At 62.6% G+C, this 17,133-nt stretch carries 13 protein-coding genes; 7 read left to right on the top strand and 6 right to left on the bottom strand.

Annotated features, from left to right (window positions below; translation table 11 throughout):
* Positions 1–232 precede the first annotated feature (232 nt).
* Both LDN85_RS08895 and LDN85_RS08890 read left to right on the top strand, forming a co-directional pair.
* Positions 233–619 carry a BlaI/MecI/CopY family transcriptional regulator gene (locus LDN85_RS08895; RefSeq protein ID WP_011774471.1) on the top strand — a complete coding sequence of 129 codons (387 nt, stop codon included), beginning with the start codon at positions 233–235 and terminating at the stop codon, positions 617–619.
* A gap of 5 nt (positions 620–624) precedes the next feature.
* On the top strand, positions 625–1,611 hold the full coding sequence (locus tag LDN85_RS08890) for a M56 family metallopeptidase (RefSeq protein WP_223945155.1): 987 nt from the start codon (positions 625–627) through the stop codon (positions 1,609–1,611).
* A 167-nt stretch (positions 1,612–1,778) separates the two neighbouring features.
* On the opposite strand, the gene LDN85_RS08885 is transcribed toward LDN85_RS08890, so the two are convergent.
* The gene (locus LDN85_RS08885) at positions 1,779–2,315 is read right to left on the bottom strand and encodes a Chromate resistance protein ChrB (RefSeq protein ID WP_223945154.1); all 537 of its coding nucleotides are present in this window, start codon (positions 2,313–2,315) and stop codon (positions 1,779–1,781) included.
* Between the two features lie 34 nt (positions 2,316–2,349).
* On the opposite strand from LDN85_RS08885, the gene LDN85_RS08880 reads away from it, so the two are divergent.
* Positions 2,350–3,549 (top strand): MFS transporter, encoded by a 1,200-nt coding sequence (locus LDN85_RS08880; protein ID WP_223945153.1) that lies wholly within the window; start codon positions 2,350–2,352, stop codon positions 3,547–3,549.
* Here LDN85_RS08880 and LDN85_RS08875 read toward each other — a convergent pair.
* A complete protein-coding gene (locus tag LDN85_RS08875) occupies positions 3,546–5,654 on the bottom strand; it encodes a DNA topoisomerase IV subunit B (RefSeq protein ID WP_026540292.1) in 2,109 nt (702 codons plus the stop codon). The genes LDN85_RS08880 and LDN85_RS08875 overlap by 4 nt on opposite strands.
* A gap of 302 nt (positions 5,655–5,956) precedes the next feature.
* Between LDN85_RS08875 and LDN85_RS08870 the strand changes: the two genes are divergently transcribed.
* A complete protein-coding gene (locus LDN85_RS08870) occupies positions 5,957–6,178 on the top strand; it encodes a hypothetical protein (RefSeq protein ID WP_018778705.1) in 222 nt (73 codons plus the stop codon).
* A 266-nt stretch (positions 6,179–6,444) separates the two neighbouring features.
* Here LDN85_RS08870 and LDN85_RS08865 read toward each other — a convergent pair whose 3' ends face one another.
* The 4 genes from LDN85_RS08865 to LDN85_RS08850 all read right to left on the bottom strand — a co-directional run bounded on the left by LDN85_RS08865 (position 6,445) and on the right by LDN85_RS08850 (position 11,702).
* Positions 6,445–7,755 (bottom strand): RNA polymerase sigma factor, encoded by a 1,311-nt coding sequence (locus LDN85_RS08865; RefSeq protein WP_026540291.1) that lies wholly within the window; start codon positions 7,753–7,755, stop codon positions 6,445–6,447.
* Positions 7,756–8,013: 258 nt separating this feature from the next.
* Complete coding sequence (locus LDN85_RS08860) at positions 8,014–9,273, bottom strand: DUF4192 domain-containing protein (RefSeq protein ID WP_223945152.1); 1,260 nt, start codon at positions 9,271–9,273, stop codon at positions 8,014–8,016.
* Between the two features lie 103 nt (positions 9,274–9,376).
* Positions 9,377–10,729 carry an MFS transporter gene (locus LDN85_RS08855; RefSeq protein WP_026540289.1) on the bottom strand — a complete coding sequence of 451 codons (1,353 nt, stop codon included), beginning with the start codon at positions 10,727–10,729 and terminating at the stop codon, positions 9,377–9,379.
* A gap of 37 nt (positions 10,730–10,766) precedes the next feature.
* Entirely contained in the window at positions 10,767–11,702 is a 936-nt protein-coding gene (locus LDN85_RS08850) for a PAC2 family protein (protein ID WP_026546574.1), read from the bottom strand.
* Positions 11,703–12,039: 337 nt separating this feature from the next.
* On the opposite strand from LDN85_RS08850, the gene LDN85_RS08845 reads away from it, so the two are divergent.
* The 3 genes from LDN85_RS08845 to sucB all read left to right on the top strand — a co-directional run bounded on the left by LDN85_RS08845 (position 12,040) and on the right by sucB (position 17,111).
* Positions 12,040–13,563: a leucyl aminopeptidase gene (locus LDN85_RS08845; protein ID WP_223945151.1), complete on the top strand. Its 1,524-nt coding sequence runs from the start codon at positions 12,040–12,042 to the stop codon at positions 13,561–13,563.
* A 294-nt stretch (positions 13,564–13,857) separates the two neighbouring features.
* The gene (gene lpdA, locus LDN85_RS08840; RefSeq protein WP_026540286.1) at positions 13,858–15,240 is read left to right on the top strand and encodes a dihydrolipoyl dehydrogenase; all 1,383 of its coding nucleotides are present in this window, start codon (positions 13,858–13,860) and stop codon (positions 15,238–15,240) included.
* A 113-nt stretch (positions 15,241–15,353) separates the two neighbouring features.
* Positions 15,354–17,111, top strand: coding sequence for a 2-oxoglutarate dehydrogenase, E2 component, dihydrolipoamide succinyltransferase (gene sucB / locus LDN85_RS08835; protein WP_091554196.1), 1,758 nt, complete (start codon positions 15,354–15,356; stop codon positions 17,109–17,111).
* The last annotated feature ends 22 nt before the right edge of the window (positions 17,112–17,133 follow it).

Genomic DNA, 17,133 nt, shown 5'->3' with positions numbered 1-17,133 from the left:
ATTCGTAGAAAACTTGTCTTCTACACAGTGTAGAACAAATGGCAGGCGACGAAACCCATTCTTCAAGTGGCGTTACGCACGCGCAAGGGTTCCGGGTGGAACGCGGCGCGCCGATAGTTCTACCTCACGTAGAATGAAGAGCTGAAAAGCTGTAGATTTATGGTGGAATGTTGGATCATCGCTCCCGGCGGCAGTAACCCTGCACCGGGAAGCGGAAGGTAGGGACGTATACATGGCAAGTCTTGGGGAACTGGAACGGGCAGTGATGGATCTGCTCTGGGCAGGCCAGGAGGCTGCAACTGCCAATACCCTGCGCGATCTTTTGGCGCAGGACTCCGAGGCCGGCGACGGCACTGCGGGACACCAAGGCAAGGACCTGGCCGTAACCACGGTCCTCACGGTCCTCTCACGCCTGGAAAAGAAGGGCCTGGTGGAGCGTGAACGCGGTACGCGACCGCACCGCTACCAAGCCGTTTCCAGCCGCGCGGACCACACCGCCGAACTCATGCATGAGGTCCTGGGATCCGCTCCTGACCGCGAGGCCGTCCTGGCCCGCTTCATTGGTTCCGTCACCGAAAGCGAAGCCGCTACCCTGCGCAAACTGCTCGGCTACAATTAGCCACTATGTTCTGGACCTCATACCTGCTTGCGGTCCTGGCATTGATTTTGGCATGGCCGGTTCCGGTGTTGCTCTCCCACGCCCAGTGGCCGGCACGCTCACCGTTTACGGCCATGGTCCTTTGGCAGGCAATCGCCCTTGCCGGTGGGCTGTCCATGATCGGCGCCATGCTGGTCTACGGCCTGGAGCCGATCGGCGATAACCTCATTGCCGGACTCAAGAGCCTGGCTGGGATGGTCTTCAACAACGAACCCACAACAGCCTTGGGTTTTTGGCACCTTTTCGCCCTGTCCGCGGCGGCATTGTTGACTGCGCACCTGGTCTTCACCCTGCTGCTGACGTACTACAAGATCGAGCGCCAACGGCGGCGGCACCGCGAACTGCTGGCCCTGCTTGCCTCACCATCAGACGATGGCCCGGGAACGGTGGTCATCAACCACGACTCCCCCGTGGCCTACTGCCTGCCCGGCGGCGCCCGGTCCGTCACGGTACTTTCCGACGGACTGATGGCAGCCTTGGAGCCGGCCGAGCTCAGGGCCGTACTCATTCACGAGAATGCGCATCTGTCGCAGCGCCATGACCTCTTACTGTGGGCTTTCGCTGCCTGGCGGCAGGCGCTGCCCTGGTTCCCCACCACGCGACTGGCCCAGACGGCGGTTAACTCCCTGATCGAGATGCTGGCCGACGACGTCGCACTGCGGACCGAAAGCAAGGGCACCCTGATCAAGGCCATCGCAATCGTCGCCAGCGGAACATCCCAACCTGCCATCGGAACCGGGTCACTCAATGCCGGCGGCGCCGTGGTGGAGAGCAACACCGTCAGCGCCACAGGCGGCGCCGACTCACCGCGCACGACGGCGTCACGCGTCAGCCGCTTACTCTCGCCACAGCCGCCTCTCACCAAGGGCCTGCGCATCCTTGTTTTGGTGGCATCGGCCATGTTGCTGGCGGTGCCTACGGCCCTGTTGATTGTTCCAGGGCTGCTGGGCTAGGCGGAATTGCCGGGCTTGTCCGGGTCGGGCAACTTGGCTGCACTGGCTGCGCTAACGGGACTTGCTGGGCTTGGACTGCGCTTGGACCGGGTTTGGACTGCGTTTGGACTGCGTTTGGACTGGGTTTGGACTGCGTTTGGAAAGGACAGGCCGCACCGGTTGGACGATTACTCGGCGAGCGTGGCGTCGTACACCATGGCTGCATAGCCTTCCAGGGCTTCCACGCATCGGGCCACAAGGGACGCCGCTTCGCCTGCTTGAGCCAAATGCAGGACATCACGCGACTTCAATTCCCTGTACCATCGCCGCAGCCGTTCCAAGCTCTGCTCCTCTTCTTCGAGCTCGGCAAACGTGAACTTGCCCAGGGAAATCTCCTTGGCGATCTCCTGCTCGAACTTCCCACAATCGGCAGCGAACTCCGCCCATTCCTCGAGCCGGGCTGCCTCGAAGGCGCTGCGGAACGTCGCTGCGCCGCTCTCGCGCGGAGATGCGTCAACCAATGTCCAGGATCCATCACCCTTGGCAACCAGCGCCTCAGCCTTCTTGAGCCCCTCGGAAAAGGCCGGATGGGCAGGGAGCAGCCACGTTCCCGGAGACAAGGGAACGGCTCCCATGCGCCGCAGTTCCCGCCAAACCGCCACCCTGTGACGGGAGGGCTGCGAAGGAACCTGGACCAGGATCAGTAACCATCGCTCTTCAATCACACCAACGAATGTAGCACCTGTTACATTGTGAAGCGTGAAACCCGCTGAAGTGACCCCTGTGCCCGCGCATGCCGCACAACGCTGGCCCCTCTACGCGGCAGGATTCACCACCGCCTTCGGCGCCCACGCTGTCGCAGCGGGGCTGGGGGCCGAAAGCGCGGACATCGGCCTGAGCCTGCTGACCTTGGGGTTCCTCCTGGCCCTCTACGACATAGCCGAGGTATTCCTGAAGCCGGTGTTCGGAGCCTTGAGTGACCGCATCGGACCAAAACCCGTGATTGTGGGCGGGCTGTTGGCATTTTCCGCTGCGTCACTGCTCGGTTTGTGGGCGGATGAGCCTGCCTTGCTGGCCGCGGCCCGACTGGGCCAAGGCATGGCCGCGTCGGCTTTCTCCCCGGCCTCCTCTGCAGGCGTGGCCCGCCTCTCCGGAAAAAGCACGGGACGCTATTTCGGACGCTATGGTTCGTGGAAGGGGCTCGGGTACGCGGCGGGGCCACTGATTGGGGCTGTTGCCATCATCAGCGGAGGCTTCACGCTCCTGTTCGCGGTCCTTTCGGTTCTTGGCCTTGTTGTTGCCGTTTGGGCTGCGGCAAGAGTCCCCCACCTGGCCCCCTTGCCCCGCCCCCGCTACACCATCGTGGACGTATGGCGTCAGAGCACAGAGCGATCATTCCTTGGCCCTACGCTGGTCCTGGCCGCAGCCACCGGAGCCCTCGGTGCCGCCGTCGGCTTCCTACCCGCCCTGGCGGCGCGCGCGGGCCTTGGTACAGCGGGCAGTGTGGCAGTGGTGACGGTACTGGCACTGGCGTCCTCGCTGATCCAACCACGCATTGGAAAGCTGCGGGACCAAGGCCGGCTCGGCGACAAGCCAGGCATGGTGTCAGGCCTTCTCTTCATTGCCGGGGGCACGCTGATGGCAGGGCTCCTCCCCGGAGCGGCCTGGATCTATTGTGCCGCCGTCCTGATCGGCGCAGGAATAGGCGTCGCCACCCCCTTGGCATTTGCACACCTGGCCGATTCGACCCCCTCCGAACGGTTGGGCCGCACCATGGGCTCGGCCGAGCTGGGTCGGGAACTCGGTGACGCCGGCGGCCCCTTGCTGGTGGGCGGAATCGCTGTAACAGCCGGGCTCCCCTGGGGATTGGGAACCTTGGCCCTGCTGGTGGGACTCACGGCATTCGCGGCGCCCGGAGCCGGAGCCAATGAAACGATGGCTCCGCCCTGCGCAGACTAAGCGTCGATGCGCTCCCGGTCCAGTGTGGCGGCACCTGCAATGATGAACTCCTTACGCGGGGCCACATCTGAGCCCATCAGAAGGTCAAAAACCTCTTCCGCGCGCTGGGCACTCTCAATGCCAACCTTCCGCAGCGTCCGGTGCCGCGGGTCCATGGTGGTCTCAGCCAGTTGCTGCGCATCCATTTCACCCAGGCCCTTGTAGCGCTGGATAGGCTCCTTGTAGCGCTTGCCTTCCTTGGCGAGTTTGGCAAGGAGAACGTGGAGTTCCGCCTCCGAGTAGGTATAGATCATCTCGTTGGCCTTCTGGCCAGGGTTGATTACTTCCACACGGTGCAGCGGCGGAACCGCGGCAAAGACACGTCCCTCTTCCACCATGGGGCGCATGTAACGGAAAAACAGTGTGAGCAACAGGGTCCGGATATGGGCACCGTCTACGTCGGCATCGGTCATGAGGATGACTTTGCCGTAGCGGGCTGCCTCAATATCGAAACTGCGGCCAGAACCTGCCCCAACTACCTGAATCAGGGCCGCGCACTCGGCGTTCGAGAGCATGTCACCTACAGAAGCCTTTTGGACGTTCAGGATTTTGCCCCGAATAGGCAACAAGGCCTGGAAATCCGACGACCTGGCGAGTTTCGCTGTCCCCAAAGCAGAGTCACCCTCCACAATGAACAACTCAGAACGGGCTACATCATCGGTGCGGCAATCTGCCAGCTTGGTGGGCATTGAGGAGGTTTCCAACGCATTCTTGCGTCGCTGCGTTTCCTTGTGGACCCTCGCCGAGATGCGTGACTTCATCTCGCTGACCATCTTCTCCAGCAGGAGAGCCGACTGGGCCTTGTCGTTGCGGTTGGCCGAATTCAACCGGCCGGTGATCTCCTTCTCCACCACCTTGGCAACAATGGCCCGTACCGCAGACGTGCCCAGGATCTCTTTCGTCTGGCCTTCGAATTGCGGCTCCGCCAAACGGACGGTCAGGACAGCCGTGAGCCCGGCGAGGATGTCATCCTTCTCGATCTTGTCGTTGCCGGCTTTGAGCTTGCGGGCATTCGTTTCCACGGCCTTGCGGAAGGTCTTCAGCAGGGCCGCTTCGAAGCCTGACTGGTGCGTGCCGCCCTTGGGCGTGGCGATGATGTTGACGAAGCTGCGCATAGTGGTCTCGTAGCCGATACCCCAGCGCAGGGCGATGTCCACCTCGCAATCGCGTTCGACTTCGGCGATCTTGCTATGCCCGTTCTCATCGAGCACGGGGACAGTCTCCTTGAATTTTCCGGAGCCATGGAGCCTCCAGACATCTGTCACTCCGGAATCTGCAGCGAGGAACTCGACGAATTCCGAGATGCCGCCATCATGGTGGAACACTTCCTCGTGAGCACCATTCTCGCCAGGAGTTCCGGCGAGCTTGCGCTCATCGCGGACCGTGATCTTGAGCCCTGGCACAAGGAAGGAGGTCTGACGCGCCCTCGCAGCGAGGTCGTCGTAGGAGAACTTCGCATCGGGTGTGAAAATCTGCCGGTCCGCCCAGTAGCGGACGCGGGTGCCTGTCACACCGCGCTTGGCCTTGCCCACCACGTCAAGCACGGAGTTTTCAACGAACGGCTCAAAGGGCGCGTCGGGACCAGGCTTGGAACCGGAATCCACGAACCGGCCGGGCTCACCTCTGCGGAAGGACATTTGGTAGGTCTTGCTGCCCCTGTCCACCTGAACGTCAAGGCGGCTCGACAAAGCGTTGACCACCGAGGCGCCAACCCCATGCAGACCGCCGGATGCCGTATAGGACCCGCCACCGAACTTACCGCCCGCGTGCAACTTGGTGAAGACCACCTCGACGCCGGACAGGCCGGTCTTGGGTTCGACATCCACGGGGATGCCTCGTCCGTCGTCATGGATTTCCACCGAGTTGTCCGCATGGAGGATCACTTTGATGTCGTGGCCGAAGCCCGCCAACGCTTCATCAACGGCGTTGTCGATGATCTCCCACAGGCAGTGCATGAGACCGCGGGAGTCGGTGGAACCGATATACATGCCCGGGCGCTTGCGAACGGCTTCCAAGCCCTCAAGGACTGACAGGTGCCGGGCGTTGTATTCAGAACTCGGTGCCACTCGCGGTGTGCTCCTTCGGGTATATCTCAGGGTGTATCCAGGGTGCGCATTCATTGCTGAAGGCAGTGTGAAAGCAGGGGAACTTCGCAGCCGACATTTTGACGGCAAATCAAGGCAAACACTGCCCATACTAGGGTAGTCCGGACCGCCCGTTGTCAGCGGATGCCACTCCCGGTTCGACCCAAGCTGCAAGGTTACGTTACGCACATGTGATACGCGGACAGCGAAAGTGACCCATCCTTGCCATGGATCTGCGTCGAATGCTGGTTATATGGATGTACAGAACTACTAAGGAGGCCGACATGACAACAGCAGTTGCAGACCGCACGCTAAACGCAGCTGACCGGTGCGATCGTTGCGGAGCCCAAGCATATGTCCGCGTTGTACTCGAGTCCTCCGGGGGTGAGCTGCTTTTCTGCGGCCACCACGCACGTGCAGTTGAAGCTACGCTCCGGCCCATGACTTCGGACTGGCACGATGAGACCGAGCGCCTCAACGAGAAGGCACCCGTCCCCGTCGACTAAGCAGGGCAGACCGCACAGCCGGCCTCCCCTCTTCACCGAGTATTGCATTGAGCAAAACAACAAGGCTCCTCCCATCCGGGAGGGGCCTTGTTGTCTTAGCGCGGGCCCTCAGGATGCCCACCAGAGGCCGCAGTGCTCATCCTGCGTTCCCGGTCCATCCTGGATGACGGGCTGATGGGCCGGGTTGCTGATACAAAAAGCGATCGACCAAAAAGCGGCCCCAGCCGGATGTCCGACTGGGGCCGCTTTTTGGAGTCCGGACCAATTTAGTCCAGGTAGTCCCGGAGGACCTGTGAGCGCGACGGGTGCCGCAGCTTGGACATGGTCTTCGATTCGATCTGGCGGATACGCTCGCGCGTCACTCCGTAGACTTTGCCGATTTCGTCTAAAGTCTTCGGCTGGCCGTCTGTCAGACCGAAGCGCATGGCCACAACTCCGGCTTCGCGCTCGGACAGAGTGTCCAGCACGGAGTGGAGCTGCTCCTGCAGGAGGGTGAAGCTGACAGCGTCCGCCGGAACTACGGCTTCTGAATCTTCAATCAGGTCGCCGAACTCGGAGTCGCCATCCTCGCCCAGAGGAGTGTGGAGCGAAATGGGCTCGCGTCCGTATTTCTGGACCTCGACAACCTTCTCAGGGGTCATGTCCAGCTCAAGCGCCAGTTCTTCCGGCGTTGGTTCACGGCCGAGGTCCTGCAGCATTTGCCGCTGCACACGGGCCAGCTTGTTGATGACTTCCACCATGTGCACCGGGATACGGATGGTGCGGGCTTGGTCGGCCATTGCACGGGTGATCGCCTGGCGGATCCACCACGTGGCATACGTGGAGAACTTGAAGCCCTTGGTGTAGTCGAACTTCTCCACCGCGCGGATAAGGCCGAGGTTTCCTTCCTGGATCAGGTCCAGGAAGAGCATGCCACGACCGGTGTAACGCTTGGCCAAGGAAACAACGAGGCGCAGGTTGGCCTCGAGCAGGTGGTTCTTGGCGCGCTTGCCATCGTGGATGACGAATTCGAGTTCACGCTTGAGCTTGGGATCCATGGATCCGTCGTCAGCGTTGATCTTTTCCTCGGCAAAAAGGCCGGCTTCGATACGAAGAGCGAGGTCCACTTCCTGTTCAGCGTTCAGCAGGGCGACCTTGCCGATTTGCTTCAGGTAGTCCTTGACGGGGTCGGCGGTTGCGCCTGCAGACATGACCTGCTGGACCGGAGCGTCGTCGTCGTCAGCGTCCGAGTAGACAAAACCCGAGCCCGAAGGAGCCGGCTTGTCCTTGGCGGCAACTGCGCCTTCCTCGGCGTCATCTTCACCGACTTCGACTTCTTCCGCTGCCGCGGGATCAAAGTCCTCATCCTCGGCAGTGGCTTCCTCGGAGTCGGAGCCGGACTTGTTCGCAGCCTCAGCGGCGGCCTTCGCGCCGGGCTTGGGTCCACGCTTCTTGGGAGCGGGCTTGTCAGAGTCACCCTCTGAGGCCTTGTTGGCAGCGCGTGTGGCCGCGCGCTTTGCCGACGTGGCCGCCTTCTTTTCATCAGCGGTCAATTCGGCCTGGGCGGCGGGTTCCTTCTCGACGGAAGACGGAGTCACAGAAAACCTTTCTAGCGGCGGTCTGTGGAATCACCATACGGGCAACACCACTATGACCCTGTCAAGTCCGCGATCAATTTCAAATGCGATCGCGGTCTGCAGAGTCTGTTGATAGAACTCCCGACAACGCTGTTTTGTTCCCGTTTCCGGGCCAAAGCAGGCATTCAAACGCGGACCCAACCGGGTCTCGGCATCCATTGTCTCACGGTTTTGCCAAACCCACGCCTGTTCAATTCCCAGCGCATCCGCCCGGACCGCCTAGACATGGGCCTGCCTGGGTCCCCGCCATGCCGAGCCCGGCCGGCTGGCCCAACGACAAACAGTGCCCTGGCCCAGGACTTCCATCAACAGTTCAGCCAGCCGATACCCAGGGAAGGCAGCTTCAGCCCGGACCAGGAAAGCGTGGGCGATTGAACCGCTGCCCTTGCACCACGATATCCACCCCTGAAGCGTGAAAGCTGCGGCGGCCACCTCACCGGATTCGCCGTCCACGCACAGCCGGGCAAGAACCTGGTGCAAGGCATCAACGCGGCTCCAGCAGGGCCTGTCCGGGCGCATTCCCAGCAGGACATCACCATAAGTGAAGACGTCCCCCGGTTCACCATCGCCAGGGAACACAGCGGCCGCCGGGATGGATTCCCCGTCCGGAAGGCCAAGGTCGCCTACGTCGAACCCCTGCTCATGGGGGTCTTCATCACTGAACAGACCCAAAGCCCCGGCCCCGGATTTGGCGGAATTCATACCTGCGGCAGCCATCACCACCACCGCATCCCGCCATGCCGGCACTTTCAGTGTGGTCCTGAGGAATCCCATGAGTTTCGCATCAGTGGCGGCCTTCAAAGGACCGCCATGTTCAGCCCTGGTGAGGACGTGGTGCCAGACCGTAAGGACGGACTCCAGGGAACGCTCACTGCGCCACATCCCAAGGATTTGCCCTTCAAACCGGGATTCTGCTTCCAGTACTAACGGATCAAGCGGGATCGCGGCGCCGGTAGAGGGCTGGCGCAACCCAGTGTTGGGCGCCGGACCGACAGCGCTCCCCTGGTACACGAGCTCGGCACTTAGTTGGCTGTCTTTGATGCGGTCAACCGGAAGCCCGGGATCAGGGCAGCAGCTTTCGTCGGTACAGAAGGCACTGCGCCAGTAATTGCTGCCGATCAGCCACGCGTCCCGCACCGTCAGGTCTGCTTCGTCGAGGAAGGCCTGCAGGACCTCGATCAGCGGCATCGACTGCTGGACTACGGTGCCATCGGCCCAGCCGGCATCGGAGTAGAGCGCCAGCACCACGCCGTTTGCGGCTTCGTCCGCCACCAGGTAATGACGGATCTGTTCGGCGAAACCGGCGAGCGCACGGGGCGAGCGACGGACCGGCAGATCCACCCGCAGCGTGGCTCCCAGGAGCTTGCCTTGCATGGTGATGGCCACCAAGCTCTCTTCGGGCCAGTAGCCGAGCAGATGGGGGATATAGCCGAGGATGTCTTCGGGCCTGTGGATGGTCATGGTTCGTTTGGTGGTCATGCATCCAGCCTGCGCACTCCCTGGGACTGAAAACAGGCCAAACCGAGGCTATGTGGAAAAGCCACTCACATAGTTGCCGCGTCGTGGAATCCCCTCGCCGCCATCAGTCCTTTGTGGCATTGGAACGCCCGGCGCGTCGTCGTTCCACCCGCTCGCGGCGTTGCCTTGCCAAGGCAACCACCAGTGGCTGCACGTGAATACCCTGGGCAGCCATCTGCCGCCGGACTTTGCGCCGCGTGACCAGGATGAGGACCGTCCCCAGTCCAAGGAGCAGGAACTGCACGCTCAGGGCGATGCGGAACGGCGCCAAACCATACAAATCGCCGCCCGAGAAGCCGCTGGCATTGAGCAGGTCCAGCACGAGGCCGATGAGATAGATCGCCACCAAGGCAGCAATGAAGCCACCGACGTTCACTATTCCGGTTGCCGTACCGATCCGGTGTGAGGGGTTGAAGGTCCGGGCAAAGTCGAAACCAATCATGGACCCCGGACCCCCAACGGCCAGCACCACCACCAGGACCACCAGCATCCACAGTGGAGCCCTCTCCGGCAAGAGGAGCACCGCAGCCCAGGCCAGGGTGGTTGCCAAGGTAATCAGGAGGACCATCGCTGATCGCCGCATGGGGTGCCTGGAGACGAAACGGCCAAAGCCAGGACCGGCGATGATCGCGGTAGCCACGAACAGGGCCATCAAGGCCGAAACCGTTCCGGCATCCAGGCCTTGGGCCGAGAGCAGGAACGGGTAGCCCCAGGTCATGGCGAAGAGGTTTCCGCTGAATTGGACGGTGAAGTGGCTCCACAAGCCCAGCCGTGTGCCTGGCTGCTTCCACGCCCGTGACAGGGAGATCCCGGTGGCTCTCAGGCCTTGGCCGGACTCCTTGGGAGGATGCCCTGGAGGGGCGTCCCGCAGCATGGCCAGAACCAGCACGACTGCCAGCACAGACATGGCGGCCAGGGTCAGGAAAGCTGGAGTCCACCCTGCGCTGTGCAGCAGGAGAGCGAACGGAACTACGCTGAAGAGCTGCCCCAACTGTCCGCACATTCCGGTGAGCTGGGTGACCAGAGGGACTTTGGCCGGAGCGAACCACAGTGGCACGAGGCGGATGACCGAGATGAAGGTCATGGCGTCGCCGGCCCCCACCAGGACGCGGCCCAGCACACCGCCGGGCACACTGTCCGCGAATGCCAGCTGCAGCTGGCCAAGCCCCATCAGTACTGCTCCCCCGGCGATCATGGCCCGCGATCCAAATCTGTCTACGAGGACGCCCACCGGGATCTGCAGCCCTGCATAGACCAGGAGCTGAAGCACGGTGAAAAACGAGATGGCCGCAGCACTGGCATGGAACCGCTCAGTGGCTTCCAAGCCCGCCACACCGAAGGACGTGCGTTGGGCCACCGCCACGAGGTAGGCGAACACGCCAATCGTCCAGATGAGCCAGGCGCGGGGTGCATTCACCCCTTAATTATGCCCGGTGCCGTCTAAACCTGATTTATTAAGGCGCGTCTTTACGGGCCAGGTAGGCTTCGACAGCCGCACCGATGTCCTCGGCGTTGGGCAGTTCGTCATTCTCGTCCGCCAGCAGCGACCGGCGGACCACGCCCTCGGATTTTTCGTCGTACCGCGTCTCCAAATTGGCGACCACGGCTTGCACTTCTTCCGAGGCCTGGATTTGCTCGGCGATCTGGCGGCCTACTTCACGACCGGCTTCGCGAAGCCGGTCAGTGGGCAGCATCAGTGACGTCGCCGCGCCCAGGTACTCCAGGCCCGCTACGGCCGCCGGCGGATACTCCGCTTCGGATAAGTAGTGCGGAACGTGGATGACATACCCTGCAACATTCCGTTCAGCCTCCGTCAACCGGAGTTCAAGGATGTGGCCGATTGCGGCGGGAACATCGACAGTGGGCTTCCAGCTGGAAATACCTTCGATGAGGTCGGGGCGGTTGCCATGGACAGTCACTCCCACGGGCCGCGTGTGCGGGACAGGCATGGGAATGGAATGGATCCAGGTGACCAGGTTGACGTCAAGCTCCTCGACGATCCCGACGACGGCCCGCGAGAAACGCTCCCACTGAAGGTCCGGCTCAAAGCCGGCCAACAACAGGAACGGCTGGCCGAGTCCGTCGGTCAACTTGTACAGCCCCAGCTTCGGAGCCTGGTAGTCCTGCACATGGTCTTCCACGAAACTGATGTGGGGACGGCGCGAACGGTAGTCAATCAGTTGGTCGGCGTCGAACATCGCCACGACCTCGGCGTCGAGCTCTTCCAGCAGTTCACCGTTGATCTGTCGAACCACCTGGCCGGCGTCGGCGAAGCCGGTAAATCCCATAACCATGTTCAGCCCGCGAAGTTCAGGGCTGTAGAAGGTCTCGATGTTGCGCGCGTAAAGCGATGCGGGGTCCAGGAGGGAGCCGGATATCCGTTCAAACACGGCGTGTTCCTTTCGCAATGACAAAGTAGGGGAAAGTCCCGGGGGTGCCGGCCACACGGCACCAACGGGGCCTTAAGGGGTGGCTGCGGGATTCCATTAATCCATACAACGCTGCACCTCCAACGGGCATTCCTGCACCGGATGTGCCGCAGCTCTCATTTAATTGCTGTCCGCAGCGCACAAGAGACTACGATCGAAAAGGGTCGGTTTCCACCAGCGACGCTGGCCCCTGAAGACCAAGGCCGGCGTCGGAAGAGGACGTCGGACGCGTACCGGGGCAGGCCGCCAAACATGCGGCCCAGCCATGCAATGCAGAGAGAAGTGAGGCAACATCCTCGTGGTCAAGACTACTGACATCATCCTGGGCATCATCGCCAAGGACCTGAAAAAGTCCCCCAGCGACGCACTAGTGATCGGAGTTGCGCAAGGGGCGGACGGGCCAGAGCTGCTCCCGAACCCGCTCAGCGCGAAGGCAGCCGAGTCCATCGCGGGCTCTCTGAAGCTGCTGGGGATCACCGGTGCCGCGGATCAGGCCCACCGGCTTCCCGGCCTTCCTGAAACCGGCTCGGGCATCCTGGTCCTCGCCGGCGTTGGCAAAATGCCGGAATCCGGCAGCCTTCCCCAAGAGTCCCTGCGTCGCGCCGCAGGCTCTGCCGTCCGCCAGCTGGCCGGCGTCGCGTCGGTAACCTTGGCATTCCCGACCACCGGCGTTGCCGACGTTGCGGCAATCGCCGAGGGTGCAGCCTTGGGCGCCTACTCCTATACGGAGCACCGTTCCAGCAAGGACGGGCTCAAAGCGCCCGTAGCCAAGGCCCTTATTTTCTCCGACGTCGACCCCAAGGAAGCGCAGCCGGCCCTGGACCGCGCCGGTATTGTGGCCCGCGCTGTCAATGCCACCCGGACCCTGGTCAACCAGCCCCCCAGCCACCTCTACCCGGAGTCCTTTGCCGAGTCCGCCAAGGAACTCGCCAAAGGCCTGCCCGTCAAGGTCACTGTCTGGGATGAGAAGCGCCTGGAAAAGGAAGGCTTTGGCGGCATCCTTGGCGTCGGTAAGGGTTCAACCCGTCAACCCCGCCTGGTGAAGGTCGAATACGCGCCGGCGAAGGCCACAAAGAAGATTGCCCTTGTAGGCAAGGGCATTACCTTCGACACCGGCGGCATTTCCATCAAGCCGGCCCTCGGCATGGGTGACATGAAGAGCGATATGGCCGGCGCCGCCGTCGTGCTTAATACTGTCCTGGCCATCGCTTCCCTGGGCCTGGACATCAAGGCGACCGCATGGCTGTGCATTGCGGAGAACATGCCCTCGGGTGCTGCGGCACGGCCCGCGGACGTCTTCACCATCTACGGCGGCAAGACCGTGGAGGTCCTTAACACCGACGCCGAAGGCCGCCTGGTCATGGCCGATGGACTCGTCGCTGCCAGCATGGAGAAGCCGGATGCCATCATTGACGTTGCCACGTTGACCGGCGCACAGCTGATTGCCCTTGGATTGCGCACCGCCGGCGTCATGGGCGAGGACTCCGTTACTGCAGCATTGAAGTCGGCAGCTGACAGGGCAGGCGAGCTGGTCTGGCCGATGCCCCTTCCCGAAGAACTGCGCCCAAGCCTGGACTCCCAGGTTGCAGACCTCGCCAACATCGGTGAGCGCAACGGCGGCATGATGACCGCCGCTGTCTTCCTGCGGGAATTCGTCGGCAAGAACGGCGACGGCCGGCAGATCCCGTGGGCGCACGTCGACATTGCAGGTCCGTCGTTCAACAACGGCAGCCCGTACGGCTACACCCCCAAGCAAGGAACCGGATGCACCGTCCGCACCTTGGTTGCCTATGCCGAGGATCTCCTCGCAGTTTCCGCCTAAGCACCACGCCCCTGCCCACCCGGGCGGTGCAGGCCTTGCGGGCACACCCGCAAGGCCTGCACAACCCCGGAATTATGCGGGGTGTAGCGCTGTGTCACAAGGGAACGTGAGTCTCGACACAAGCGCTCCACAAACACCCGCAGAGGGTGGAGCATGGGTAGGTGGTTCGCTAAGGTGAACTCGATAGTCACAAATGCAAGAGAACTTAGGTGCTGGCATAATCACGGCAGAACAAGTTCCAAAGACCAGATGGCACGCAGTCCCGTGTCATCATTCACGCGAGGGAGCGTTTTAGTGGCCGATCAGGCAACTGCGCAAGAATTCGACATCCTGGTACTCGGTGGCGGCAGCGGCGGCTACGCCACTGCCCTGCGGGCCGTACAGCTTGGGTTCACCGTTGGCCTTGTGGAAAAGGCAAAGCTCGGCGGAACCTGCCTGCACAACGGTTGTATCCCCACCAAGGCACTCCTGCACTCGGCCGAATTGGCCGACCACGCGCGGGATTCGGCCAAGTATGGAGTGAACGTCACGCTGGACAGCATCGACATGCCCGCCGTGAACGCCTACAAGGACGGCATCATTGCCGGCAAGTACAAGGGCCTCCAGGGACTCATCAAGTCCAAGGGCATCACCGTCATCGAGGGTGAAGGCAAGCTCCAGGGCAATAACACCGTCGTTGTGAACGGCACCTCCTACACGGGCAAGAACATTGTCCTGGCCACGGGTTCCTACTCCCGTTCATTGCCTGGCTTGGAAATCGGCGGCAAGGTCATCACTTCCGACCAAGCACTGACCATGGACTACATCCCCAAGAGCGCGATCGTCCTTGGCGGCGGCGTCATCGGCGTTGAATTCGCTTCTGTCTGGAAGTCGTTCGGCGTGGACGTCACCATCATCGAAGGCCTCCCCTCCCTGGTTCCCAACGAGGACGCCTCGATCGTGAAGAACCTTGAGCGTGCCTTCAAGAAGCGCGGCATCAAGTTCACCACCGGCATCTTCTTCCAGGGCGTCGAGCAGAACGACGACGGCGTGAAGGTCACCCTTGTTGACGGCCAGACGTTTGAAGCCGATCTCCTGCTCGTAGCTGTTGGCCGTGGCCCTGTCACTGCCAACCTGGGCTACGAGGAAGCCGGCATCACCATTGACCGTGGATTCGTCATCACCAACGAACGCCTCCACACCGGTGTCGGCAACATCTACGCCGTGGGCGACATCGTCCCCGGTGTCCAGCTCGCACACCGCGGCTACCAGCAGGGCATCTTTGTTGCCGAGGAAATCGCCGGCCTGAACCCGGCGATCGTCGAGGACATCAACATCCCCAAGGTCACGTACTGCGAACCTGAAATTGCCACGGTTGGCTACACCGAAAAGGCCGCCAAGGAGAAGTTCGGCGACGACCAGGTGCAGACGCAGGAGTACAACCTCGCCGGAAACGGCAAGAGCTCCATCCTCGGCACCGGCGGCATCGTCAAACTCGTTCGCCAGAAGGACGGCCCCGTGGTGGGTATTCACATGATCGGCTCCCGCATCGGCGAGCAGATCGGCGAAGCCCAGCTGATCGTGAACTGGGAAGCCTACCCGGAGGACGTGGCCCAGCTGGTCCACGCCCACCCCACCCAGAACGAAGCACTGGGCGAAGCCCACCTCGCCCTCGCGGGCAAGCCGCTCCACGGCTAAGTCTTTACCCAAGACAAACGGGTCGGGTGCATGCAGCGGAATCTGCCGGATGCACCCGGCCCGGACCAGCAGAATTCATCCGCACAAAGATCAATAAGGAGAACGGGGACGACATGTCTGAATCCGTTAACTTGCCCGCCCTCGGTGAGAGTGTCACCGAAGGAACCGTCACCCGCTGGCTCAAGCAGGTTGGTGACCGGGTAGAGATCGACGAGCCGCTGCTCGAGGTTTCAACCGACAAAGTAGACACTGAAATCCCTTCTCCGATCTCTGGCGTCATCGAAGAAATCCTCGTCGCCGAAGACGAGACGGCTGAAGTTGGCGCCCCCTTGGTACGCATCGGCGACGGCTCCGGCTCTGGCGCTGCTGCTACGGAGGCTGCACCGGCCGAGGAAGCACCCGCTGCTCCGGCCGCGGAGGCTGCACCGGCCCAGGAGGCTCCGGCTGCTCCTTCAGCAGAGGAAGCTCCGGCCGCTCAGGCCGCCGGCTCCGGCGAAGGCCACGAAGTAACCCTTCCCGCCCTGGGCGAGAGCGTCACCGAAGGCACCGTTACCCGCTGGCTCAAGGCTGTAGGCGACACCGTAGAGGTCGACGAGCCCCTCCTGGAGGTCTCCACCGACAAGGTCGACACCGAAATCCCGTCACCGGTTGCAGGAACGCTGCAGGAGATCCGCGTCAACGAGGATGAGACTGCCGAGGTTGGCTCTGTCCTGGCCGTCATCGGTTCCGGCGCCGCTGCACCGGCCGCCGCTCCCGCACCTGCAGCACCCGCTGCAGAAGCACCGGCTGCCCCCGCTCCGGCCCCCGCAGCACCGGCTCCGGCCGCCGCCCCGGCACCCGCAGCTGCTCCGGCTCCTGCAGCTGCCCCGGCCCCGGCCCCGGCCCCCGCAGCAGCACCTGCACCCGCTTCGGCCCCGGCCAGTGAAGGTTCCTCGGAATCCGGCTACGTCACTCCCCTGGTCCGCAAGCTCGCCAACCAGCACGGTGTGGACATCGCATCCGTCTCCGGCACCGGCGTCGGTGGCCGTATCCGCAAACAGGATGTCATTGCCGCCGCCGAAGCGAAGCAAGCTGCCGCAGCTCCCGCAGCATCGGCTCCCGCGGCAGCTCCGGCCGCCAAGGCCGCTGCTCCGGTGGTCGCATCCTCCCTGCGCGGCACCACGGAGAAGGCACCGCGTATCCGCCAGGTTATCGCCCGCCGCATGCGCGAGTCCCTTGAGGTCTCCACCCAGCTGACGCAGGTGCACGAGGTCGACATGACCAAGATCGCCAAGCTGCGGCTGAAGGCCAAGAACCAGTTCCTGGCCCAGAACGGCGTCAAGCTCACCTTCCTGCCGTTCATCGCAAAGGCCGTTGCTGAAGCCCTGAAGCAGCACCCCAAGCTGAACGCTGCCTACGACGAATCCAAGCAGGAAATCACCTACCACAACGCCGAGCACCTGGCGATTGCCGTCGACACCGACAAGGGCCTTCTGGTTCCGGTCATCTCCGACGCCGGCAACCTCAATCTTGCCGGCCTCGCCGGTAAGATCGCTGATGTCGCAGGCCGCACCCGCGACGGCAAGATCGGCCCGGACGAACTGTCCGGCGGTACGTTCAGCATCACCAACATCGGTTCTGTTGGCGCACTGTTCGACACCCCGATCATCAACCAGCCGCAGGTAGGTATTCTCGGCACCGGCGCGATCGTCAAGCGCGCTGTGGTTGTAGCCGATGAGAATGGTGACGACTCGATCGCCATCCGTTCCATGATGTACCTCTCCCTGACGTACGACCACCGTTTGGTGGACGGCGCAGACGCCGGCCGCTTCCTGCAGACCCTCAAGGCCCGCCTTGAGGAAGGTGCTTTCGAAGCCGACCTCGGCCTCTAGGGTTCAGCGCCAGGGCCAGCCC

The organism is Arthrobacter sp. StoSoilB20 (assembly GCF_019977295.1).
Taxonomy (GTDB): domain Bacteria; phylum Actinomycetota; class Actinomycetes; order Actinomycetales; family Micrococcaceae; genus Arthrobacter; species Arthrobacter nicotinovorans_A.
The sequence above is the reverse complement of the archived record's forward strand: the minus strand, read 5'-3'. Positions and strand labels throughout refer to the sequence as shown.